This window comes from Legionella bozemanae (genome assembly GCF_900450575.1).
GTDB lineage: Bacteria > Pseudomonadota > Gammaproteobacteria > Legionellales > Legionellaceae > Legionella > Legionella bozemanae.
This window is the reverse complement of the sequence record NZ_UGGY01000001.1, coordinates 671,203-694,066: the sequence shown is the minus strand read 5'-3', so window position 1 is coordinate 694,066 and position 22,864 is coordinate 671,203. Positions and strand designations below refer to the sequence as shown.

The following is a 22,864-nucleotide window of genomic DNA, read 5'->3' as shown; positions in this document are numbered from 1 at the left end:
AACGCAGAAAATCAGGACAGTTTGGCCAAGATAGTAGAAATAGAAACAGGCCCCTAGATTCGTTGCAAATCATTCATTAATAAGTGGACTAATAACACGCAAAATGCAATAACGACCAGTCGATGCAACAAAAGCTCCATGGGTACAGATACTGCTTTGCCGCGGACTTTTTCAATAATTGCATAAACAATGGAACCTCCATCCAATCCAGGAATGGGAAACAGGTTAATCACGGCAACGGCCAGGCTTAAGGTGGCTATAAAAAATAGAAAAACAACCACTCCTTGTGTCAGCGAAGCCACGGAGGCCGCAAAAATACCTATAGGACCTAACAATACTGAAAAAGGGATTACCCCAGTAAATAATTGTTTCAATATCATCAGAAAAAAATAAACCATGTTGACCATAAATTCATTCGTTTTCTGGATTGCATCCATAAAAGATGAAGCTTGCAATACGCTTTTTGCTGCAGCTGTATTGGGTTTAATTCCCAGTTGTGTTAATAAAGATCCTCTTACCCCATGAAATTGCTCATGGCTTAAATCAAGCGTTGCTTTTGACTCTTTGCCATCCGCTTGAATAAGCGTCACTGGAATATCCTTCTTCCCCCAAAGAATAACTAAGCGCATTCCCACATCGCTCCAAGTCGAAGTGGTAGAATTATCAATAGACTTGAATTGATCACCAGGATGCATTCCTGCTTGGGATGCAGCACTATTAGGAAGCACCTCTTTAATTTCGGGTAATGTATAAGTCAGTCCTACGCAATATACAAGAACCAAAGCAAACCAAGCGGTAATCAGATTTGCGGCAGCTCCGGCTAATAAAATTAAAATGCGCTGCCAGACAGGTTTTTTATCAAAACATCCGGACTGTTGTGCAGGCTTTACTGGACTAATTCGTGTATTTTCTAGTTGGACATACCCTCCCAAAGGAAAAAATGCCCATACCCATTCACAACCGCTTCGGCTTTGCCAGCGCAACAGCGGTTTGCCAAAACCTATAGAAACTTTTTTGATTTTTACTGCAAAAATGCGCGCTGCAATTGCATGCCCACCTTCATGGATTCCTACTACCAAAATTAATGTAAGGATTATGGCGATAATTGCCAAAAACATAAGCTACTCCTTCACCGCGGGCGTGTGTTATCAACAATTAATTGTAGTACGGGCGTTCCTTTTTTGCCATTTAACTCATAACCTTGACGATAAACCTCAAAAACACGATATGCCTGATTCGATTCACTATCAACTAACTCGACATCATCGCCTTGTTCGTCAATTAACGTCACGGTTAAATGAATTTCTCGAAATCCAGCGATATGATACCGTTCTTTAAATAATTCCAATACACGCGCCAAACTTTGTGCTGCTTCTTCGCCACTATGCTCACCTTGCAGGATGATATCCATGATGATCTCCCCATAACTTGGGATTTTTGTATAAAACCCTCTACTATTGTTAGCGGCCAAATAAAAATGTACTTTAATTTTACAATTGTTTTTTTGCAGTCTGGGGTGTTGCACCGTGATAAACTTAGATTCCATTGCGCCCTCATATAGATTACAGAATCATTTTTCTTGAATCAGAATAAAGAAATAAAACTGCTTACACTACAAATTTAATGACTAATCGTTTACAATCCCACGATTAACTCAATAATTCATATTCAAATAATATATATTTTATGGTGTTTGTTGCTTGCGGATTAAATCATAAAACTGCTCCAATAAACGTGCGTGAAAAAGTCGCCTTATCTCCGGCTACCCAAGATTCCTTGCTCCATAGCCTGTTAAATCTACCGGAAGTGAATGAAGCTGCTATATTATCTACCTGTAATCGCACAGAAATTTACTGTGATACTCAAGATGCTCAGGTCATCGCACATTGGCTTACTAAAGAACATCAACTCCCATTGGATTCCTTATCCCCATTTTTTTACGTGCATAAAGGAAACCAGGGAATCAAACATCTTTTACGTGTTGCCAGCGGTTTAGATTCCATGATGATTGGCGAGCCTCAAATTCTTGGGCAAATGAAACAAGCGTACCAACATGCGTGCAACCTTGGTGCAATAAAAACAGAACTACGTCCAATTTTTGAATATGTTTTTAGTGCGTCAAAGCGGATACGCACTCAAAGTGGTGTCGGTACGAATCCCGTTTCCGTTGCCTATGCAGCAGCCCAATTAATAGGCCAACTTTTTACAGACTATAAATCGTTAAATGTTTTTCTGATTGGTTCTGGTGAAACCGCTTCTTTAGTTGCAAAATATTTGCACCAGCAAGGTGTTGAACGTTTTATGATAGCAAGCAGAACACTAGAAAATGCAGAAAAGCTTGCCAATTCATTCAATGGGCAAACCATTCCAATTACAGACATTGCTGAATATTTACCGCAAGCAGACGTCATCGTTTCTGCTACAAATTGTCCTGTCCATTTTATTAATAAAAGTCTGGTCGAACAGGCATTAAATCAAAGACAGTATAAGCCAATGTTCTTTTTGGATTTATCTGTTCCTCGAGATGTAGAAGAAAACATCAAGGAACTGGGAGAAATATATCTTTATAACATTGATGATTTGCAAACCATGATCGATAAAGGGATGGAAGAAAGACGCCATGCCGCATTACATGCAGAACAATTAATCGATGAGGAACTGAATAAATACATTCGCAAGCATCGCTCGCTTAAAGCGAAGAAAGTCATTTGCGATTACCGCAGCCAAATGCAAGACTTGGCACAAAAAGAATTGCAACGTGCCTTGAAAAAACTTTCTGCTGGACAATGTCAGCAAATCGTTTTAAATGAATTTAGTGAACGCCTGGTTAATAAACTCACACATAATCCCACCGCTGGTTTAAGGCAAATAGCTAAAGATGGCCGAGAAGATTTATTTACCTTGGCACAATATCTTTTTAATACAACAACACATCAATCATCTTATGAAGAAATCTCTTGAACTCAAATTGCAGCAAATGCTTGAGCGATATCAGGAAGTAGGCCGCTTGTTATCTGAAGCATCAATTATTGCAGATCAAAACCAGTTTAAAACACTTTCCAAAGAATATGCACAACTGGAACCTGTTGCAACATGTTATGAAACCTACATTGAGGCCAAAAACAATTTCTCTTCTCTGCAAGAATTACTCGAAGGTGAGGATGAAGAGTTGGCATCAATGGCTGCAGAGGAATTGGAAAGTGCTCAAAAACAAGTGGAAGAACTCGATGAGCAATTACAATGGCATTTAATTCCCAAAGATCCGGATGATGAACGTAATGTTTACCTCGAAGTCAGAGCAGGAACCGGTGGTGATGAAGCCGCAATTTTTGCCGGAGATCTATATCGCATGTACAGTCGATATGCAGAAGATCAAGGTTGGCAACAAGAGTTAATTAGTGCAAGCCATGGTGAACATGGCGGTTATAAAGAAATTATCGTGCGTATTAGCGGTAACGCGGTCTATTCACAACTTAAATTCGAATCCGGTGCCCATCGTGTACAACGTGTTCCTGAGACTGAATCCCAAGGACGTGTCCATACCTCTGCATGTACCGTAGCAATTATGCCTGAAGTGGATGAAATTGATGACATTCAAATTAATCCAGATGATTTGCGAATCGATACCTACCGTTCTTCAGGCGCTGGAGGGCAGCATGTTAATAAAACAGATTCAGCCATACGCATCACGCATATTCCAACTGGTGTTGTAGTAGAATGCCAAGATGAACGTTCACAACATAAAAACCGCGCCAAAGCCATGTCGTTACTTAAAACACGCTTGCTGGATGCAGAACAGAGCAAACAGAAAAAAGAACAAGCTCAAACGCGTAAGTCGTTGGTAGGTTCTGGTGATCGCTCTGAGCGAATTCGTACTTATAACTACCCGCAAGGGCGACTAACAGATCATCGGATTAATTTGACGATCTATCAACTTAGTGATGTGATGGAAGGCAATTTGGCCTTGGTCATTGAACCCTTAAAACGTGAATACCATGCAGAGCTGCTCGCAGAGCTAGGACGACATGATTAGTATTCGTAACGCTTTGGGAAAAAAACCAGATCTGGAAACAGAAATTTTACTCTGCCACATTTTAAACAAAACAAGGGCTTATCTCTTCGCCCATCCTGAAGCGTTATTAACTTCAAAACAATGGGAAACCTTTCAAAATTTAATGTCGCGAAGAGCCCAAGGGATCCCAATTGCCTACCTCATCGGTGAGCGTGAATTCTGGTCACTCAATTTAAAAGTCAATGAGCATACTTTAATTCCACGCCATGAAACAGAACGAATCGTTGAGTTAGCCCTGGAACTTATCCCCAATCAACCGGACAGGTACATACTGGAATTAGGCACAGGAAGCGGAGCCATCGCCTTAGCGCTTGCTAAAGAAAGACCGCAGTGGCACATTATTGCTGGGGATATCAGCCAAGAAGCCTTAGATATTGCCCAGGAAAACGCGCAAAATCATATGATAAAGAATGTAAGCTTTTATCAATCCAATTGGTTTAATAACATTCCTCAGCAGCAATACCATGCTCTTATTGCTAATCCGCCTTACATTGCAGAATATGATCCTCATTTACAACAAGGTGACTTGCGTTTTGAACCACGAAATGCTTTAGTGAGTAGTCAAGACGGCTTAGCTGATCTACAATGTATTATTAAACAAGGTCATGAGTACCTTCTACCTGGTGGCCTGCTCTTGCTAGAACATGGTTATGATCAAAAATTAAAAGTACAGACTATACTTAATAAGTTACAGTATAAAAACGTACAATGTTGGCAAGACATTCAGGGAAATGACAGAGTAAGTGGGGGTTGGCGATAATTTTATTGATGATACAATAGTTTTTTGGTATACCTAACCGCTTTCTGTAAACCCAGGTTGTACACGAGTTGGGAACGGAGGCTAAAATGACCGAACAATTAATCGATAAAACCAATGAGAGACGACACAACGTGAAAAACGACGCAATAGGTAGCATGGGAATTACCCCTTACAAGGAAGCCCCAGGGGAAGAATATATGAATGAAAAGCAGTTAGCACATATTGAAAAAATATTGCTAGCTTGGCGTCAATCATTGATGGAAGAAGTCGACCGAACTGTGACGCACATGAAAGATGAAGCGGCTAATTTTCCTGATCCCTCAGATAGAGCCAGTCAAGAGGAAGAATTCAGTATTGAATTACGTACTCGTGATCGTGAGAGGAAACTCATTAAGAAAATTGAGGATGCTTTAGAACGTTTGCGTAACGAAGATTTCGGCTATTGCGAAGCTTGTGGTATCGAAATCGGCCTTAAGCGTTTGGAAGCAAGACCTACTGCAACTTTGTGTATTGATTGTAAGACTTTGTCCGAGATTAAAGAAAAACAAAATCAAGGTTCCTAGTAAAAATTTTAGTAATATCTAAAAGGCTATCATCCCTGCGTAGGCAGGGATCCATCTCTCAAAATAATCCATAGTTCAAACTAAGATTATTTGATTCAATTAAGTTAAGTTAACTTTCCATTGTTTTCATTTTTTATTTGCTTTTCCATACGCGATAAAGCAAGCATGGCGACATTGGATCAATGGAATATCCTGGCTAGCTTAGATATATATTGTAAATAGAGCCCTGCCTACGCAGGGATGACAGAATATGGGAGCACCGCACAACATAAAGGGCGGTAAATAGTAGAAGTAATATAAAGTGGCGGTGGTATAAATATCCTAAATCACCGCTTCAATTTGTTGTAAATGGCGCACAACAGACCCTTTATTTTTTTCAAAAACAGCAGCAGCATTTTGAATCATCTGCTGACGAAACTTCGAGTCAGAGTGCAATTTAATAATTCCATCGATTAGTTCATTTGCCTGGCGTACCAATAAAATACCCTGAGCGGCCTGTAAATCATTGCAAATGGCTTTAAAATTATGAACCAGGCTTCCACTTAACACGGGAACATTCATTGCAATTGGCTCTAAGACATTATGTCCACCTACTGGAACCAAGCTCCCTCCTACAAAAGCATAATCACTAATCTGATATAACCCTAAGAGCTCACCCAGACTGTCTAATACCACAATCTCATTTTCAGGGTTTAAGGTATTTAAATTAGAGCGTAATCCGGTCTTAAATCCTGATTGCATACATAATTGATAAACCGCTTGGAATCGTTCAGGATGGCGGGGGGCAATTAATAAGACAACGCCAGGAATCGCTTGTTGCAACCGTTTTAAATGAGATAAAATCTGTGCCTCCTCATTCTCATGAGTGCTTGCTGCAATAACTGCTACACGTTCGCTTCCCCAATGGCTTTTTAAATCACTAAAACGCTTGCTGTCTATAGTATTAGTCTGCAAATCAAATTTTATATTCCCTAAAACATGTACTATCTCTTTTCTTGCCCCTAAGGTGATATAACGTCGCGCGTCTTCTTCTCCCTGCGCTAAAATAGCAGAAAATTGATTCAGAATCGGTTTCATTAAAAATTTAATCTTTTTATACCCATTCAAAGAATCATCAGAGATCCGTGCATTGGCGAGCAATAAAGGGACTTTTGCCGCCCTGGCCTGATAAATTAAATTCGGCCATAATTCAGTTTCCATGATGATACCCACACGCGGCCGAATTTGTTTAAAGAAGCGTTTAAGTATGCCGGGAAGGTCATAGGGAAGGTATTGATGAGCCACTTTGTTACCAAAACGCGCTTGCACTCGCTCAGAACCCGTTGGAGTCATGGTAGTAACCAATAAAGACCAGTTTTTTTCCAACATGGCATCAATGAGCGGGATAGCCGCAATCACCTCGCCTAAAGATACAGCGTGAATCCATACGTCAAAAGGTTTATACTCATGTTTACCAAGAAAAAAACGTTCGGATATGCGCTCCCTATATGCAGGTAAGCTTCTGCCTTTCCACCACAAACGAATAAGTAAAAAAGGAGCCAGCAAATACATTAAAAAAGAGTAAAAAAATCGCATATAAAACCAAACCCAAAAAACGACAGTATATACTTAAAATGTGGTATAAGCGATAAAATCAAATTTAATGACTTAATTTAAGGGATCCTTTGTAATGTCTTTTCGGGAATTCTTCATTGTATCCACTTGGTGGGGAAAGATTATTGGCGCATTCTTTGGTTATTTAATCGATGGTCCTATCGGGGCAATTTTTGGCCTCTTAGTAGGTAATTTTTTTGATCGTGGTTTATATACTTATTTTTCTAATCCTCATTGGATATATTACGCTGAAAAACGTAAAGCAATCCAAAAAGCTTTTTTTGAAGCTACCTTTTCCATTATGGGACATTTAGCTAAAGCCGATGGTCGCGTCAGTGAACAAGAACTGAATATGGCACGTTTATTCATGGATGAAATGCGTTTAAGCAGCGAACAAAAGACATTGGCAAAACATTTCTTTAATGAGGGCAAGCAACCGCAGTTTAACTTAGATAGTGCGCTCGAAAATTTAAAAAAAATCTGCGAAGATAACCGCGATTTGTTAAGGCTATTTATTGATATTCAATATCGAGCAGCCCAGGCTGATGGGCTGGATACAAAAAAAATCAAAGTACTGGATAAAATCTTTTCCAAGCTGGACTTCGCACCACTTCACAAACAATATCGCTTTTATGAAGATTTTGGCGTAGATTACTCATCAGAACCACAAAATGATGCCAAGCAACAATCAGAACAATCCTATTCGTCCTCTCACTCGTATTCATCCTATAGTAGATACAATTATCAACCCACAAAAACAAACTTGGACTATGCTTATGCGCTTTTGGAAGTAACATCAGATGCTAGCAAACAAGAAGTGAAAAAAGCCTATAGACGTTTGTTGAGCCGTAATCATCCAGATAAATTAATCGCCCAAGGCTTACCTCAAGAGATGATTAAAATGGCAAATGAAAAAACCCAGAAAATTGTAAAAGCATATGAATTAATTTGTACCAGTAAAGGCTGGTAAACTTCAAAAAGGTCACGGATGCAGTAGATCCCATAGCCGTCACACTAAGCAGAAAAGCAAATGTTGCCATTCCTGCAAAGGCAGGAATCCATTCATGGCAGTAGAACCCAGGAGGCTTAAGTAAGTTCAGGAGCTTGCTCAAGATAACCGCTCCCATCAGACTTCTTGTTTTCTGCCACTTGATTTTGGAAAAAAGCAGCGATTGGAACTAAATAAGAGTACATTCTCGGCGGCGATTTAGGTTGAAGTTTAGGGAGTTTTACCATCCAACCATGGATAAATGAAAAAAGAAGTTGTCTGCTGTATTCATAATCATGATGGGCACCGGGTATTTCTATAGCTAAGTAATTGTTTTTATTTGTTCCAAATTCTTTTTTTCTTGCTGCCATTTCTTGCTTGATTAGATCATAATCAAACTGACCAACAATATCAAAAACAGGCATATGTAATTCAAGTTTTTTATCTGCAGTCGGAGGAGTATTGTAAGCAGATAAGAGAATCAGGCCTTCAATTTCAGGTACAGGAGGATTTCCCAAATAATCAAATGTTTGTTTTAATTGCTCTCCATAATGCACCATTACCACGCGTATATTTTTTTGCTTGCGTAAAACGGCAAGTACCTCAGGAAATTGTTTGATCCAGGGTACAGTAGTACTGCTGTCATTGTTGAGCAAGACAACCTGCCATCCATTTTGAGCTAATTCATTTGCCAGACTATCCAACAATATAAAAGATTGTACTTGTGCACCACCATTGACTAAGAGAACTGCTCCGTATTTTTCTTTTTTCGCAGGCCAATAAGATAAGTCGATGTTTTTACCATCAACTTTGATCGCCAGTTTGTCTGCAAATGCAGCTGAGCATATGAAAAAAAAGATTAGAACGGTCCTTATAATATATTTCATATCATCCTAATAAACGATCCTGAATTGATTAAAAATGAACTGTAGCCTGGGTGCAGCGTAGCGGAACCCGGGAAATTTAACCATCTCTGTCCCGGGTTCCGCTACGCTGCACCCAGGCTACATTGAAGGATAGTGCTTCTAATCCGTCAGTTCTACACCTGCTTGATCCAACATTTCTTTGGCTCTTTTCCCGAGGATCTGATGCGCCAATGCCGTTGGATGCACTAAATCAAAAAACAAATATCCGGTACATCCATCTGCGTTTATTTTAGGTTCAACTGATGTCACCATTTTTAAGACCGATGTTTTTGTTACATCCTCAACTACAGAATTAACGCAGGTACCTGTTATATTGGTAAAACCATAATCTTCAGGGTGCGTCATGACCTCTTCAAAAGCTTGGTGCAGATCATAATAGAGCCATTCCACATCCGGGTGTTCTTGTCGAAAATCATCAATCGATTTACTTAATAAATTGTTATGTTCCTTCGCAAAATAGGTCATTGTATCAACTGAATCAAATTCAATTGCAGCAGGAGTACGTCCTAAGTCAGGTAAGTTGACCACTAAAATATGTTTTGCACCTTTTTCTACCAAACGCTCAATACTATGCACAATACCTGCATGCACATCGTGAAGTGTTTGTTCAATTTCTGCAGGAAATGCGAGATAGTTATTTGAGCCTATCCATATAACAAAAAGACTGTCTTCACTCGCTTTGTCATTATGCTCTAATAAATAGCTGTTCACTTCTCTCCTCAAAGTAAACAATACATCATCAGCTCCTTCCTCCTCAGACACACCAGCACCGCCATAAGCATAATCTAATAAATGCACATCAGGATTTTCAGGAAAGTAAGAAGCAATTACATGTTCTATCCACACGGGTCCATTTGAAAAGCGACCTTCGAAGTAAGGAGGAGATGGAGGTAATTGGTATTTCATAAATTTATACAAATTACCGTTATCAGACAAACTATCACCAAATACAACTATATTATGAAGAGGTGTAGCCCAAACAATTCCAGAAAATAAAAATGCCCCTATAGTTGCTAACAGTTTCATGAATACCCTTAAGTTCTAATCCTAAAAAAAGCAGTGACATCTTATCACGAATGACTACTGCACTGAATTTTTGAAGAGTGTATCTGGTTATTTTAAAAACAAAGTCACTTTGCATTATAGTATGAAAGATCATTCATAAGCAATTTTTTTGCATAAACCCATTTTTTATTTTTTTTATATATTTATCAATGAGTTAAATAAAATCAAACTCCATAAAAATAGCCCTCTAAGTCAAAATTATGCTTATTTCATAGACAAAAAAACAGCTTGTGAGTTTTTTCGATTGCTCCTTAATTAAAAGATATTTATATTAGTATTTTTTTGCCATGGAGGCTCAAGCAATGACTTTTGAACGAAATTTCATCCTCAAATGTCTTGAATGCATAGAAGAAATTCTTTCCGATGATCTGGAGTTAGAAGAAGCAATACAGCATTACACTGAAAATAAGGCCCCTAATTCACGCTATCAGCTCAATACTAAAATAACTGACTCAGCACAATGGAATGAACAAGACAAGCTCCGCTTGAGTGCTTCCGTATTTGAAGCAATTGCGCGTAGCTCTTTATCATTTTATTCGGAAAGTGATAAGCGGGCTCAGGAAATAAATGCTGCCAATACAGCATTTCTGGATCAATACCTATCCATAATCACTGAAAATACCAACCCCAATATCAGAATTGATTCAGTAAAAGAAAATATCAAACGAATTAAAACAGATCTTAAAAACAAAATGGAAAACAGTGAAAACCCCTACGCGTTTTTTACTCCAGTTACAGCAGGTCTGGTTGTAATGGCTGCAGCCGCTACAACAATAGCATTATTGTCTTACAAAGCGTAGAAACCGAACAGGTCACGGAGAGATTTTTAATAGCCGTCAGGCGCAGCGGAACCCGGGTTCCGCTGCGCTGCCCCCAGGCTACTATACAGAACCTACCCAAGTTTCTTACCCTGCGCTACCAATCAAGGTTATTTTTAACTGACGCCCACAAACCCATGCTTTAGTTAAATCATTCATTACTTCTTTAGGCATATCTTTCGGCAAGCGAACCGTTGAATGATCTTCATGAATTTTAAGACCAGTAATGTATTTGCTTTGCAAACCGGCTTCATTAGCAATGGCGCCGACAATATTACCTGGTTTTACTCCATGAATTTTACCCACATCGATGCGGAATAAATCTTGTCCTGAAAATTCATCATTAAATTTTTTACGTCCTTCTCGGAAACCTTTCTTGTCTGCAGCAAAACCCTTTCGCTCATCGCGAGAACGCTCAAATTTGCCGCCACGCTCAACACGGCCTTCTTTAGTTGGGCGTGGTGATTTAGGTAAAGCCTGCTCTTTTTGCCAAGGTAAGTCTTTATTTAATAATAAAGCAAGCGTTGCAGCAACATCCAAAGCAGAAACGTCATTTTCTTTAATGTATTCTTCAATAATTCTTCTGTAAGAAGGCAGGTTTTCATGTTCTAAACGTGCAGTGATGTTTGCCACAAAACGTTGTTGTCGTGCAACTTGAATCATATGGTCATTAGGTACAGGTACTTTGGTAATACGCTGACGAGTATGTCGCTCAATGCTGCTAATCAAGCGTGCTTCTTTAGGAGTTACAAATAAAATAGCTATTCCAGAGCGCCCTGCTCTACCTGTTCTACCGATGCGATGCACATAAGTTTCATTATCATGTGGTAAATCATAGTTAATTACATGAGTTACCCGCTCCACATCTAAGCCCCGCGCAGCAACGTCTGTAGCGACCAGGATATCAATTGCTCCTTGTCTGAATTGGGCAATAATACGTTCACGTAATGCCTGGGTGATATCGCCATGAATGGCCATAGCGCGCAGTCCTTGTTGTTGCAATACTTCTGCAACTTCTTCCGTGCTGCTTTTAGTGCGCACAAATACGATAACGCCCTGATATTCTTCTACTGCCAACAAACGTAATAATGCATCAGGCTTTTGATGTCCCGAAGCAAATAAAAAGCGTTGCTCAATACTTTTTACTGTAGCTGTTTCTGCACGTATTTCGATAGAAACAGGATTATGCAGATATGTATTGGCAATTTGGCGTATACGATGAGGCATGGTTGCTGAAAAGAGACCTATTTGTTTCTTCTCTGGCAATTTGGCCATGATGGTTTCAATATCTTCAATGAAGCCCATACGTAACATTTCATCTGCTTCATCCAGAATGAATGTACGCAAATTATCTAATTGCAAAGTACGTCTATCGATATGATCTAAAATACGACCTGGAGTTCCCACCACTACCTGAGCGCCTGCTCTTAATTGTTTTAATTGACGGCCGTAATCTTGCCCGCCGCATAGAACAGCAACAGTGGTTCCACGTTGATTGGCGCTTAATAATTCAAACTGCTCTGCAACTTGAATTGCTAATTCACGAGTAGGGGCTAAAATTAAAGCTTGAGTATTCTGCACATTAGGGGATAAATTTTGCAATATAGGCAAAGCAAAAGCAGCCGTTTTTCCTGTTCCTGTTTGTGCTAGAGCAATTGCATCCCGCCCCTCCAGAAGTAAAGGAATCGTCTGAACTTGGATGGGAGAAGGAGTGGTAAACTTCATGTCCTCTAGCGCTTTGTTTAAAGCATCTGAAAAATTAAAGGACGAAAAGCTTGTGATTTCTTGAGACATAAAAATCCTAATCGATTAAAAAATAACCTACAAAAGGCCAAGTGATATAAAATTGAACAGTATAATAACAAAATAAACAGAATAATGCACTATATTTATGAAATGATTAGGGGAAGTCATTAACTGAGGTATAAGCTCTAAGAGCCAAAGCGATAATTGAATTCAATGATTATAACACGATTTTTTCTGGGTTACAGTCTCTCACCTCATTGCCATTAAGTTAATGCCCCTGGATCCGGAACGTGGCAAAGAACCGAAGCCCGGCTGCTTGCCGCCAGACTCCACATTTTTACTTCGGTACATCGAAGCTGCATTTCAAATCAAAGCCGCCAAACGACATGCCTGATCAATTGCGTGACGTGCATCAAGCTCCAGCGCTTTATATGCACCACCCACTAAATGCACACTCTTTCCCGCTTCTTTCAACGGTGTGAACAATTCAGCCAATTCAATTTGTCCTGCACAAATCACTACTGTATCTACGGGTAACACCTGTGCTTTTTCATTGATTTGTACATGCAATCCTTCATCATCGATCGCATCATAATTCACTCCGGAAATCATCTTAACCTGTTTATGTTTCAAACTTGAACGATGAATCCATCCTGTTGTTTTACCCAAACGTTTGCCCATTTTTTCTTTTTTACGTTGTAATAAATAGACCTCACGAGGGCTAGGGGTAATTTCAGGAGGTTTAATGCCACCACGATATTTTCCATAGATATCAATCCCCCACTCATTATAAAACTGCTCCTTGGGAACCGGATGCTCATGCGTTAAAAATTCGGCCACATCAAAACCAATTCCACCCGCACCTATAATAGCTACTCGTTGACCGACTTCTTTTTTTCCAGTAATCACATCGATGTAACTCGCCACTTTAGGGTGATCGATGCCATTGATGTTGGGAATGCGCGGTTTAATTCCACTGGCTAAAACAATTTCATCGAAGTCTTGTAGTTGTTCTAGCGTTGCTTCAGTATTTAAAAGAATGGTTACCTTAAATTTCTGCAATTGGTAATTAAAATAATCCAGAGTATGTTGAAAAATCTCCTTACCTGGAATTCTTTTTGCCAGATTAAACTGTCCACCGAGCTGAGCACTTTTTTCAAATAAAGTCACTTTATGCCCACGTTCCGCCGCCACTGTAGCAAAAGCAAGTCCGGCAGGCCCTGAGCCCACTACAGCAATAGATTTGGGTTTCGGTGTCACCTCATAAATCAGTTCCGTTTCGTTGCATGCACGCGGATTCACTAAACAGGAAGCTGTTTTATTCACGAAGACTCGATCGAGACACGCCTGATTGCAGGCAATACACACATTAATCGCTTCACTTTCTCCTTTTTTGGCTTTTTCAGCAAATAAGGGATCTGCTAAAAAGGGTCTCGCCATGGAGACCATATCTGCAACTCCTGACTCAATTAATTGATTCGCCAATTCAGGTGTATTAATGCGATTTGAAGTAATTACCGGAATTTTGACTTCGGGCTTCATATGTTGGGTTATATGAGTAAATGCTGCGGCAGGAACCATGGTGGCAATCGTTGGAATTCGTGCTTCATGCCAACCAATACCCGTATTAATCAATGTCGCACCGGCCTCTTCAATTGCTTTAGCCAGAATTACCACTTCTTCCCAATTGCTGCCTTCTGCAATCAAATCAAGCATCGACAAGCGGAAAATGATAATAAATTTTTCACCTACTGCTTCACGGACACTGCGAACGACCTCAATAGGAAAGCGAATACGATTCGTATAACTGCCGCCCCATTCATCCTGGCGCTGATTGGTATGCGTCACGATAAATTGGTTAATTAAATACCCTTCACTGCCCATGATTTCGACTCCATCATAGCCAGCTAATTGGGCAAGGCGAGCACACCGGGCAAAATGTTTAATGGTTTTTTTAATGCGATATTGACTCATTACCCAGGGTTTAAAAGGACTAATAGGTGATTTAATGCCGCTGGGCGCAACAATAAACGGATGATAGCCATAACGACCGGCATGCAATGCTTGCAAAATAATTTTGCCACCCGCTTCATGTACTGTGTGAGTGATTAATTCATGTTTGTGTTGCTCTTTACTGTTTGTCAATTTGGCAGCAAAAGGTGCCAAACGTCCCGCTCGATCGGGTGCAAAACCACCTGTTGTGATTAATCCTACTCCCCCAAGCGCTCTTTCTCGATAAAATTGTGCCAAACGATTTAGGCTGTCCTTATCTTCTTCAAGGCCAGTATGCATAGATCCCATTAACAATCGATTTTTTAATTGAGTGAAGCCTAAATCTAAAGGCTGAAATAACGCTTTAAACGGGGTATTATCAATTCTCAATTCCATGAGTACTCTCACAAATGACATCAAAATCAAAAGTATAAACCCTGTTTCTCTCTTTTCACAGAGAATAAGGAAGAAACTTTAACCTGGTTGTAGCGAACTGTCTCTTGTACACATCTATGCCTATGCCCCATGGCTTATCCGCAGGGTTTAGTGTTTTGCAAAGATCTTTCTGGATCCCGCGGGCAACCCCGCGAACAAGTCGTGGGGACGGGACATGGGGGAGTTGTTTTCTGGGTACAGCTCGCTGTATCCAGACTATTCTATTCAATTAGACAGTTGCTTTTCTTGAGCAAAAGAAAAACGCATTTGAAAGCGATTGGCAATAAAGGCCCCTACCAGAGTAATGCTGCATCCAATTAGAGAAAGCAATGAGGGTTGTTCATCTAGCAAAAGAAATCCCATTAATGTCGATACAATAGGGAGGGCATAGAGCATGATGGACGCATTAGAAGCAGATAAATATTTCAACGCATAAGCCCATGCCAAATAAGCAAGTGCTGCGGGGAAAATACCCATATAAATAACAGCTGCGGTAGTTTGAAAATCCGCAATTTGAATTTGCTGCAACATATCAGGCAGAAATATGGATAACAACAGAGTTCCACCCCACATCACCCAAGCGATAATCGCAACAGGATGATAAACTCTCACGAATTGCTTTTGAATAATCGTTAAAATCGCCCCCATTAAGGCAGAAACTAAAATCGCCAAAATTCCCTGTTGCATTCCAGGCTCCGCGTTGTTGTCAATTGCTAATAAAGCCAGTCCCAAAATACTGATGATGATACCAACCCAAACACCGCGCGCCAGCTTCTCCTGTAAAAAAATCAACGATAAAATAACCGTTAACACCGGCATTAACCCTAGAATAAAACTGGCTATGCCGGCAGAAACACTCAGTTCGCCATAATTCAGGCAAATATTATAAATTCCTATGCCAGCCATGCCAGTAAGAAGTAATTGAAGCCGATCTTTCCAAGCCACCCGTTTTTTAATGCCTAGGCAATAATAAATGATCAACATACACAGTGAAGCAACCATAAAGCGTAAAAGGGCAAGTGCTCCTGGGGAATAGGCAGCTAATCCAATGCGTATTCCAACGAATGCTGAAGCCCATAACACGATGGCAATAGTAACCACACAGCTCACTTTGAAAGACGGCATATCCCCACCACATAAAGAAAAATTGCAAACTTATTAGACTTTTTTAGAAACTCGCTACTGAGAGAAATGTGAGGGGAAGCGGAGCGCAGAACCGAGTATACCCAAAGTCACATGAGGCTCGCACATCGCATCGACGAAGCAAATACCCCTCTGTAGTAGAGTTTCCGAAGAAGTCTATTGTATCAGAATTGCTCGAAACAATCACTGACACCAGAATACCACTAACTCAATAGATTTTCGGAAATTAATTTAAAATTTATGTTGCATTGCACCTAAAAACCCCCGGATTTAAAGCGCTTTTTTTGCAAAATGCAATTTCATTAGAGGCAATGTGTAAAAAACTTGGCGTTTTCTTTTTTTATAATCTACTTTTAAAGAAGGGCCTACTCCTGTTGAGGACGAATCTATGGACGACCCTTTTTCTTCTCTAATAGAGGCTGTTAAAACCGTTTTTCATAGGGTAAAACCAAGAGTAAGTGGCAAATATACCTATTCTGAGGTCCAGAAGCTAAAAGAGGCGCTGGAAAATTATCAGCCCGCTGAAATAGCTACGTTCAAGGAATTGGTAAATACATTAGGTGCCGCTTTGCCTCTCTTTTTAAAGTGGGGTATTAATTTTGAGCCCATAAAAAATGCAATGAATTTTTTGGCTGCGCAACATCAGATGCCTCCTGTTAATTGGGACACCTATCTCAGTCCTAAAACTTCATCAAGACTCCCATTTCATAATCCTCATCAAGACGTCGACTTTGTTCTCTGGTTAAATACCCTGTCAGAAAAAATCTCTACTGAGCAAGAACTGAGTTTACATTCGCAGTTAATCGCTCATCGAGAACAACTGGGATTTAGTCAAAGGCTTATCTCACATTTGAAAAAAGATCCGGAGTTTTTATTCCGTTTAATCATGGAGTCCAAAGAAAATTTTACCCAGATTTCAGGCACGCGCTTAATTTTTTATTTAACTGATGTGCAAATAGCCCAAGCAATAATTCAATATTTGCCTGAGTTGCTGCAAGAACATCCAAATCCATTCGCCCAAGTAGAACAGCTCATAGATAGACTAAATGGAATATTATCGAATGGGCGCTCAATTTCTACGCTTTTACGTAATTCTGAAGCTAAAGCGATTTTAGATGGTTCTGAATTTTTTCAAATATACCAAAGTGAAGAATATAAAAATCGCCAAGAATATCCTTCATTTGTAGAAGATGAATATTCGAAGCCACAAATTTAATGGATGGGTAGCCGGAAACCCAGGTTCCGCTGACACTTCCCCTGGGTCACATAGAAAAATTATCCTTAGTCCAACAAGCCTAAAGACTTCACTGTATCCCGCTCTTGTCTTAGCTCATCTAAAGTTCTGTCAAACATTTCACTGCCATAATCATTAAAAGGCAAGCCTTCAACTACTTTTAATTCACCGTGTTCACGTCGACAAGGGAAGGAGAATATTAAACCTTCATCCACACCATACTCACCTTTTGAACTACGGCACATAGAGAATGACTCTCCAGCAGGAGTATCAGTAACTAAATGATTGACACCGGTGATAACGGCATTGGCAGCTGACGCAGCAGAAGAAGAACCACGCGCTTTAATTACTGCAGCACCACGTTGTTGTACAGTCGAAACAAATGTGTCTTTTAACCAAGACTCATCAATAACCTTAGCTGCAGAAACTCCATTGATTTTCGCATTATAAAAATCAGGGTATTGAGTTGAAGAATGATTTCCCCAAATGGTCATTTGCGTGACTGCAGTAATATCAACTCCTGCTTTTTTAGCCAATTGAGTACGCGATCTTAATTCATCCAACGTAGTCATTGCATAAAAACGATCATTAGGTACGTCTTTAGCATTATTCATAGCGATTAAGCAATTTGTATTACATGGATTACCGACTACAAATACGCGTACATCATCGCTTGCATAATCATTAATCGCCTGACCTTGCTTGGTGAATATTCCACCATTAATTTGCAATAAATCAGAACGTTCCATACCTTGCTTGCGAGGTACAGAGCCCACCAATAACGCCCAGTTTATTCCATCCATTGCCTTATTCATATCTGAAGTACAAACGACACGTTTCAATAAGGGGAAGGCGCAATCGTCAAGCTCCATAGCAACCCCTTCTAGAGAAGGAAGCGCCGCTTCAAGCTCAAGTAAATTTAATTCCACTTCAGTATTTGCACCAAACATTTGTCCCGAAGCGATCCGAAACAATAATGCATAACCAATTTGTCCCGCTGCTCCAGTAACAGCAACTCTAACTCGTTTATTTGCCATGTGATTTCCTCTTGTTTTTCAGGTAATCATCGAAAATTCTCTCTCGCTAAGCGGGAAGAACACAACATAAATGATTACATTTTTTGTTAGAAAACTCGCAACATGATACTATTGCATTTTCAAACAAGCCAGTCTAAAAAGAGTAATGATTCCTTTATCGTTGTACATTCACATTCCATGGTGCATCCGTAAATGCCCTTACTGTGATTTTAATTCCCATAAAAGTCCTGAGATTTTACCAGAACAAAATTATGTCCAGGCACTAGTTGCTGATTTAAAAAACGATTTGCAGCACGTTGAAGCTCGTGAAATTTGCTCTATTTTTATTGGCGGAGGCACCCCTAGCCTTTTTTCTGCTCAAGCTTACGATACCTTATTCACTGAACTAAAGCATCTTTTGTCCTTTGCCCAAGATATTGAAATTACTATGGAAGCAAATCCAGGCACTGTAGAACAGCAACGTTTTACTGAATATCGACAACTCGGTATTAATCGGCTTTCCCTGGGCATCCAAAGCTTTAATCCGGAGCATCTTCATACTCTGGGTCGCATCCATGACGCCCAACAGGCTCATCGCGCCATCGACTCAGCGCGTAATGCCGGTTTCAACAACTTAAATCTGGATATCATGCATAGTTTGCCCAAGCAAAGCGTAGCGCAAGGACTCGGGGATTTGCGTACTGCAATTGCGCACCAACCAGAACATTTGTCCTGGTATCAATTAACCATAGAACCCAATACAGTATTTTACAAAGAAAAACCTCCATTACCTTCTGAAGATGAAGCCTGGCTTCTGGAAGAAGAAGGATTCGCTTTACTTAAAGAATCAGGTTTTGAACGGTACGAAATTTCCGCTTTTGCCAAACCTGCGCGACAAGCCCAGCATAATTTAAATTACTGGTTATTTGGTGATTACCTCGGCATAGGGGCAGGTGCTCATGGTAAAATCACTACTCAAAATGGAATACTAAGAACACGCAAACAACGTCAGCCTAAAGAATATCTTGACCCAAACAAACCTTTTCTGGCAAGTATAGAAACAGTAGAGTCCCAAGATCTTCTTTTTGAATTTATGCTCAACACCACGCGATTGGAGCAAGCCATCCCGTTAGAACTCTTCTCACAAACTACTGGCTTGCCATTGAATTACTTACTCCCTAAACTCAAAACAGCAGAACATAAAAAACTGATTACCCTCACCGATACATACTGGCAAGTAACTGCTTTGGGCAGACGTTACACCAACGACTTACAAGCCTTATATTTATAAACTCAAAATCAAAAAATCACATTCCACGCTTTATGCACGAAACCCATGAATGCTCGCTAAATCTGGATCCTGCGGACAAGCCGCAGGACGTAGAAAGAGGGGTTGATTACAATCGCATCTCATCGTATGTGAGCGGTGCGATTATCCTTAAATTTCCGGCCTCTTGCTTGCAAATAAAGATTAATTGATAATAAGTTACTTTCCGGAAAAGGAGCAATCGGTGATATTATTTATATTCTTGGTAGTTCTTGCTTATTTAATGGGATCTATCTGCTCTGCAGTCATTGTCTGCAAGGCTTGCTCTTTGCCCGATCCACGTATAGAGGGTTCAAAAAATCCTGGTGCTACCAATGTCTTGCGCATTGCAGGAAAACAATATGCGGCATTGGTTATGGCTGCCGATCTGCTGAAAGGTACTATTCCCGTACTCATTGCCAAAATCTTGGGTGCAGGGCCTGCGACCGTAGGGTTTACTGCTTTGGCTGCAGTTATCGGCCATATGTACCCTGTTTTTTTTGACTTCAAAGGCGGAAAAGGAGTTGCTACAGCAATTGGAGCGCTCTTGGGTTTTCATTTCATTGTTGGCATTCTGGTTGCAGCAACCTGGTTAATCGTCGCCAAATTTTCACGTTATGCCTCTTTAGCCTCCATAACTGCTATTGGTTTTGCTCCATTTTACTCACTATTACTGATCCAGCGCCTGGATATTTTCCTGCCTATATTCATTATGGCCTTATTAATCGTCTACAAACATAAAGACAATATTGTGCGCCTTATTGATAAAAAAGAACCACACATTAAATTAAAGGAAGATGTCCTTGATGCCATGATGGAGGGCAAAGCGGAGCACCACGTTGTTTCCCCCAAAAAACCTGAGGCAATGCCCAAAGAGACAGTAATCGAGATAGAAGAAGTGATTATCACTGAAACTGTAGTGGCTGAGCCTGAAGCAACGAAAACAGCTAAAACCGCGAAAAAAACCAGTAAAAAAACCGAGGAATCTGCAAAAAAGACCAAAGCTAAAAAAACCGCTGCACCTAAAGCGAAAACCAAAAAACCTGAAGAGAAATAACCAAACAAGCATAGAGTCTAAAATCTAGAAATCCCTGAAAATCCATTCTCACAAAAATTTTTCAGGGATTGAAAAAAAATCAAGCCAAAGGCCATCTTGCCTTAACTTCTACCCCGCTACTTAAATCCTTTTCGCCCCTTAACATCCGTAAACATCCGGCATAAGCAATCATCGCCCCATTATCAGTACAATATTCTAAAGCGGGGAAATAAATTGTTCCGCCAATACCCTGTATCCATTCGCGTAAGCCTAACCGTAGTGCTTTATTTGCCCCTACTCCACCCGCAACAACCAATTGTTTACATCCCGACTCTTGCACTGCTCGCTTGCATTTAATCATTAGGGTTTCAACCACTGCCTCTTGAAACGCCTTGGCAATTTCAGCACGTGCACGCTCATCTTTTGTGCTTTGATTCCAAGTATTTAATGCAAAGGTTTTTAAACCACTGAAACTAAAATCCAGACCGGGTCTATCGGTCATGGGACGGGGAAACCGATAAGGGGTTGATTCACATTGATCGGCAAGAGATGCAAGCACCGGACCTCCGGGATAAGGTATGCCCATAAGTTTGGCGGTTTTATCAAAAGCTTCGCCTACTGCATCATCCAGAGTATCGCCAAGGATACGGTATTTTCCTAAATCATTGACTTCGACTAATTGGCAATGACCACCAGATACCAAAAGTGCGATAAAGGGGAATTCGAGTGATGGGGTTTCCATTTTTGCCGCTAAAAGGTGCGCTTCCAAATGATGAATCGCCAAAGCGGGAATTTGTAATGCGTACGCCAAGCTTTTTGCAAAACAAGCACCTACCAGTAATGCACCAATCAAACCTGGACCGGCTGTATAGGCAATACCATCTAACGCTTTTTTATCTATTCCTGTTTGTTGCAATACCTTATCAAGCAAAGGAATTAAATAATTAATGTGATCACGTGAAGCAAGCTCAGGGACCACGCCACCATGCACACGGTGCGTATCAATTTGCGAATGTAAGGCATGCGCCAACAAACCAGCATCTGAATCGTAAATTGCTATTCCGGTTTCATCACAAGAAGATTCAATGCCTAAAATCAACATAAAAAACCTAGTCTAAGAGTATTATCAAAGCCAGAATTGTAACACATTAATCGGATTAGCTGATTCCTATTGTATATTGTGGTTTCAAAAAAACAAATCAACAAATAATTTGATCGCTTATCGCACAATTGTGGTATACAGAAATATAAAGTCCACAAGGAATTCATAAAAATTTATAGTTTAAAACTTGACGACTGCTTCAACTAGCACTAGAATTGCCCACCTATTAAGATCAAATAACTTGAGGACTAGTTAATGCCTACCGTTCGCGTCAAAGAAGGCGAAAACCCAGAATACGCACTGCGCCGTTTTAAGCGCTCTTGTGAAAAAGCCGGTATTTTAACCGAATTACGCCGTCGTGAATTTTACGAAAAACCAACTGCTGAGCGTAAGCGCAAACAAGCTGCTGCAGTAAAACGTCATCTGAAGAAAATTTCTCGTGATATGACAGCAAAACAACAAGGCGGAAAACGCCGACGTAAATAGGATTTGTCCGTCCTGTATTTTTTACCAAGGCCACATGTACTTCGCATAGTCACAGTGATTATGGTGTCGTATTTAGTGGCCTTTTGCTTTTCAAAATCCATTTAGGGCCGAGCTCATTAGGTTTAAGGAATAAAAATGACAATTAAAGAACGCCTCAATAATGATGTCAAAGATGCAATGCGTGCCAAGGATAAAGAACTTTTATCCACGCTTCGTTTAATCACTGCTGCAGTAAAACAAGTCGAAGTCGATGAGCGTATCGAAGTGGATGATGAACGCATGTTGGTGATTTTGGATAAAATGAGCAAACAACGTAAAGAATCCATAGCCCAATACGAAAAAGCCAATCGAGAAGATCTGGTCGCTCAGGAACAATATGAGCTGGATGTTCTGAAAAAATACTTGCCTGAGCCTTTATCTGCTGCAGAAATAGAAAAAATGATTCAAGAAGCTATTGCTGCAACTGGTGCTGAAAAAATGGCGGACATGGGTAAAGTGATGGCACTCTTAAAACCCAACTTGCAAGGACGTGCTGATATGGCTCAAGTTAGCGCCATGATAAAGGCTAAGTTAAGTTAAGGAT

21 protein-coding genes are annotated in these 22,864 nt (G+C 40.2%); 11 read left to right on the top strand and 10 right to left on the bottom strand.

Features of this window, described 5'->3' with window-relative positions:
• Positions 1-53: 53 nt before the first annotated feature.
• Both DY223_RS03000 and DY223_RS02995 read right to left on the bottom strand, forming a co-directional pair.
• On the bottom strand, positions 54-1,118 hold the full coding sequence (locus DY223_RS03000; protein ID WP_058460842.1) for a M50 family metallopeptidase: 1,065 nt from the start codon (positions 1,116-1,118) through the stop codon (positions 54-56).
• An 11-nt stretch (positions 1,119-1,129) separates the two neighbouring features.
• Positions 1,130-1,411 (bottom strand): hypothetical protein, encoded by a 282-nt coding sequence (locus DY223_RS02995; protein ID WP_058460872.1) that lies wholly within the window; start codon positions 1,409-1,411, stop codon positions 1,130-1,132.
• Positions 1,412-1,686: 275 nt separating this feature from the next.
• Here DY223_RS02995 and hemA point away from each other — a divergent pair, with 275 nt between their 5' ends.
• From hemA to dksA, 4 genes are all read left to right on the top strand, one after another.
• Positions 1,687-2,961 carry a glutamyl-tRNA reductase gene (gene hemA / locus DY223_RS02990; RefSeq protein ID WP_058460843.1) on the top strand — a complete coding sequence of 425 codons (1,275 nt, stop codon included), beginning with the start codon at positions 1,687-1,689 and terminating at the stop codon, positions 2,959-2,961.
• Complete coding sequence (gene prfA, locus DY223_RS02985; protein WP_058460873.1) at positions 2,945-4,033, top strand: peptide chain release factor 1; 1,089 nt, start codon at positions 2,945-2,947, stop codon at positions 4,031-4,033. The genes hemA and prfA overlap by 17 nt, the downstream gene beginning before the upstream one ends.
• Positions 4,026-4,832, top strand: coding sequence for a peptide chain release factor N(5)-glutamine methyltransferase (prmC, locus tag DY223_RS02980; protein WP_058460844.1), 807 nt, complete (start codon positions 4,026-4,028; stop codon positions 4,830-4,832). The genes prfA and prmC overlap by 8 nt, the downstream gene beginning before the upstream one ends.
• Before the next feature lie 86 nt (positions 4,833-4,918).
• Complete coding sequence (gene dksA, locus DY223_RS02975; RefSeq protein WP_031562609.1) at positions 4,919-5,395, top strand: RNA polymerase-binding protein DksA; 477 nt, start codon at positions 4,919-4,921, stop codon at positions 5,393-5,395.
• Positions 5,396-5,716: 321 nt separating this feature from the next.
• Here dksA and waaA read toward each other — a convergent pair whose 3' ends face one another.
• On the bottom strand, positions 5,717-6,970 hold the full coding sequence (gene waaA / locus DY223_RS02970) for a lipid IV(A) 3-deoxy-D-manno-octulosonic acid transferase (RefSeq protein ID WP_058460845.1): 1,254 nt from the start codon (positions 6,968-6,970) through the stop codon (positions 5,717-5,719).
• A gap of 94 nt (positions 6,971-7,064) precedes the next feature.
• Between waaA and djlA the strand changes: the two genes are divergently transcribed.
• Positions 7,065-7,958 (top strand): co-chaperone DjlA, encoded by an 894-nt coding sequence (gene djlA / locus DY223_RS02965; protein WP_058460846.1) that lies wholly within the window; start codon positions 7,065-7,067, stop codon positions 7,956-7,958.
• A 116-nt stretch (positions 7,959-8,074) separates the two neighbouring features.
• Here the strand turns inward: djlA and DY223_RS02960 are convergent, their stop codons facing one another.
• Together DY223_RS02960 and plaA are read right to left on the bottom strand one after the other, a co-directional pair.
• On the bottom strand, positions 8,075-8,863 hold the full coding sequence (locus DY223_RS02960; protein WP_058460847.1) for an alpha/beta fold hydrolase: 789 nt from the start codon (positions 8,861-8,863) through the stop codon (positions 8,075-8,077).
• Between the two features lie 138 nt (positions 8,864-9,001).
• A complete protein-coding gene (gene plaA / locus DY223_RS02955; RefSeq protein WP_058460848.1) occupies positions 9,002-9,928 on the bottom strand; it encodes a GDSL family lysophospholipase PlaA in 927 nt (308 codons plus the stop codon).
• A 341-nt stretch (positions 9,929-10,269) separates the two neighbouring features.
• On the opposite strand from plaA, the gene DY223_RS02950 reads away from it, so the two are divergent.
• The gene (locus DY223_RS02950) at positions 10,270-10,767 is read left to right on the top strand and encodes a hypothetical protein (protein WP_058460849.1); all 498 of its coding nucleotides are present in this window, start codon (positions 10,270-10,272) and stop codon (positions 10,765-10,767) included.
• Positions 10,768-10,872: 105 nt separating this feature from the next.
• On the opposite strand, the gene DY223_RS02945 is transcribed toward DY223_RS02950, so the two are convergent.
• The 3 genes from DY223_RS02945 to DY223_RS02935 all read right to left on the bottom strand — a co-directional run bounded on the left by DY223_RS02945 (position 10,873) and on the right by DY223_RS02935 (position 16,083).
• On the bottom strand, positions 10,873-12,579 hold the full coding sequence (locus DY223_RS02945) for a DEAD/DEAH box helicase (RefSeq protein ID WP_058460850.1): 1,707 nt from the start codon (positions 12,577-12,579) through the stop codon (positions 10,873-10,875).
• 315 nt (positions 12,580-12,894) lie between these two features.
• Complete coding sequence (locus DY223_RS02940) at positions 12,895-14,919, bottom strand: NADPH-dependent 2,4-dienoyl-CoA reductase (protein WP_058460851.1); 2,025 nt, start codon at positions 14,917-14,919, stop codon at positions 12,895-12,897.
• A gap of 264 nt (positions 14,920-15,183) precedes the next feature.
• Entirely contained in the window at positions 15,184-16,083 is a 900-nt protein-coding gene (locus DY223_RS02935) for a DMT family transporter (protein WP_058460852.1), read from the bottom strand.
• 406 nt (positions 16,084-16,489) lie between these two features.
• Here DY223_RS02935 and DY223_RS02930 point away from each other — a divergent pair, with 406 nt between their 5' ends.
• Positions 16,490-17,317 carry a hypothetical protein gene (locus tag DY223_RS02930; protein ID WP_058460853.1) on the top strand — a complete coding sequence of 276 codons (828 nt, stop codon included), beginning with the start codon at positions 16,490-16,492 and terminating at the stop codon, positions 17,315-17,317.
• A gap of 65 nt (positions 17,318-17,382) precedes the next feature.
• Here the strand turns inward: DY223_RS02930 and DY223_RS02925 are convergent, their stop codons facing one another.
• Complete coding sequence (locus DY223_RS02925; RefSeq protein ID WP_058460854.1) at positions 17,383-18,372, bottom strand: malate dehydrogenase; 990 nt, start codon at positions 18,370-18,372, stop codon at positions 17,383-17,385.
• Positions 18,373-18,517: 145 nt separating this feature from the next.
• On the opposite strand from DY223_RS02925, the gene hemW reads away from it, so the two are divergent.
• Together hemW and plsY are read left to right on the top strand one after the other, a co-directional pair.
• A complete protein-coding gene (hemW, locus tag DY223_RS02920; protein ID WP_058460855.1) occupies positions 18,518-19,642 on the top strand; it encodes a radical SAM family heme chaperone HemW in 1,125 nt (374 codons plus the stop codon).
• 220 nt (positions 19,643-19,862) lie between these two features.
• Positions 19,863-20,714, top strand: coding sequence for a glycerol-3-phosphate 1-O-acyltransferase PlsY (gene plsY / locus DY223_RS02915; RefSeq protein ID WP_058460856.1), 852 nt, complete (start codon positions 19,863-19,865; stop codon positions 20,712-20,714).
• A gap of 79 nt (positions 20,715-20,793) precedes the next feature.
• On the opposite strand, the gene tsaD is transcribed toward plsY, so the two are convergent.
• Positions 20,794-21,795 carry a tRNA (adenosine(37)-N6)-threonylcarbamoyltransferase complex transferase subunit TsaD gene (gene tsaD, locus DY223_RS02910; protein ID WP_058460857.1) on the bottom strand — a complete coding sequence of 334 codons (1,002 nt, stop codon included), beginning with the start codon at positions 21,793-21,795 and terminating at the stop codon, positions 20,794-20,796.
• Positions 21,796-22,050: 255 nt separating this feature from the next.
• Here tsaD and rpsU point away from each other — a divergent pair, with 255 nt between their 5' ends.
• Both rpsU and DY223_RS02900 read left to right on the top strand, forming a co-directional pair.
• The gene (gene rpsU, locus DY223_RS02905) at positions 22,051-22,281 is read left to right on the top strand and encodes a 30S ribosomal protein S21 (RefSeq protein ID WP_010652681.1); all 231 of its coding nucleotides are present in this window, start codon (positions 22,051-22,053) and stop codon (positions 22,279-22,281) included.
• 135 nt (positions 22,282-22,416) lie between these two features.
• Complete coding sequence (locus DY223_RS02900; protein WP_058460858.1) at positions 22,417-22,860, top strand: GatB/YqeY domain-containing protein; 444 nt, start codon at positions 22,417-22,419, stop codon at positions 22,858-22,860.
• Positions 22,861-22,864 lie beyond the last annotated feature (4 nt).

Bases quoted from the DNA above. Each gene is read 5' to 3' on its own strand.
- DY223_RS02950 (WP_058460849.1), top strand. From the start codon at position 10,270: ATGACTTTTGAACGAAATTTCATCCTCAAATGTCTTGAATGCATAGAA.
- prmC (WP_058460844.1), top strand. From the start codon at position 4,026: ATGATTAGTATTCGTAACGCTTTGGGAAAAAAACCAGATCTGGAAACA.
- rpsU (WP_010652681.1), top strand. From the start codon at position 22,051: ATGCCTACCGTTCGCGTCAAAGAAGGCGAAAACCCAGAATACGCACTG.
- DY223_RS02960 (WP_058460847.1), bottom strand. From the start codon at position 8,863: ATGAAATATATTATAAGGACCGTTCTAATCTTTTTTTTCATATGCTCA.
- waaA (WP_058460845.1), bottom strand. From the start codon at position 6,970: ATGCGATTTTTTTACTCTTTTTTAATGTATTTGCTGGCTCCTTTTTTA.
- tsaD (WP_058460857.1), bottom strand. From the start codon at position 21,795: ATGTTGATTTTAGGCATTGAATCTTCTTGTGATGAAACCGGAATAGCA.
- dksA (WP_031562609.1), top strand. From the start codon at position 4,919: ATGACCGAACAATTAATCGATAAAACCAATGAGAGACGACACAACGTG.
- DY223_RS02995 (WP_058460872.1), bottom strand. From the start codon at position 1,411: ATGGATATCATCCTGCAAGGTGAGCATAGTGGCGAAGAAGCAGCACAA.
- hemA (WP_058460843.1), top strand. From the start codon at position 1,687: ATGGTGTTTGTTGCTTGCGGATTAAATCATAAAACTGCTCCAATAAAC.
- DY223_RS02900 (WP_058460858.1), top strand. From the start codon at position 22,417: ATGACAATTAAAGAACGCCTCAATAATGATGTCAAAGATGCAATGCGT.
- DY223_RS02945 (WP_058460850.1), bottom strand. From the start codon at position 12,579: ATGTCTCAAGAAATCACAAGCTTTTCGTCCTTTAATTTTTCAGATGCT.
- djlA (WP_058460846.1), top strand. From the start codon at position 7,065: ATGTCTTTTCGGGAATTCTTCATTGTATCCACTTGGTGGGGAAAGATT.
- DY223_RS02940 (WP_058460851.1), bottom strand. From the start codon at position 14,919: ATGGAATTGAGAATTGATAATACCCCGTTTAAAGCGTTATTTCAGCCT.
- DY223_RS02925 (WP_058460854.1), bottom strand. From the start codon at position 18,372: ATGGCAAATAAACGAGTTAGAGTTGCTGTTACTGGAGCAGCGGGACAA.
- DY223_RS03000 (WP_058460842.1), bottom strand. From the start codon at position 1,118: ATGTTTTTGGCAATTATCGCCATAATCCTTACATTAATTTTGGTAGTA.
- hemW (WP_058460855.1), top strand. From the start codon at position 18,518: ATGATTCCTTTATCGTTGTACATTCACATTCCATGGTGCATCCGTAAA.
- plaA (WP_058460848.1), bottom strand. From the start codon at position 9,928: ATGAAACTGTTAGCAACTATAGGGGCATTTTTATTTTCTGGAATTGTT.
- DY223_RS02935 (WP_058460852.1), bottom strand. From the start codon at position 16,083: ATGCCGTCTTTCAAAGTGAGCTGTGTGGTTACTATTGCCATCGTGTTA.
- prfA (WP_058460873.1), top strand. From the start codon at position 2,945: ATGAAGAAATCTCTTGAACTCAAATTGCAGCAAATGCTTGAGCGATAT.
- DY223_RS02930 (WP_058460853.1), top strand. From the start codon at position 16,490: ATGGACGACCCTTTTTCTTCTCTAATAGAGGCTGTTAAAACCGTTTTT.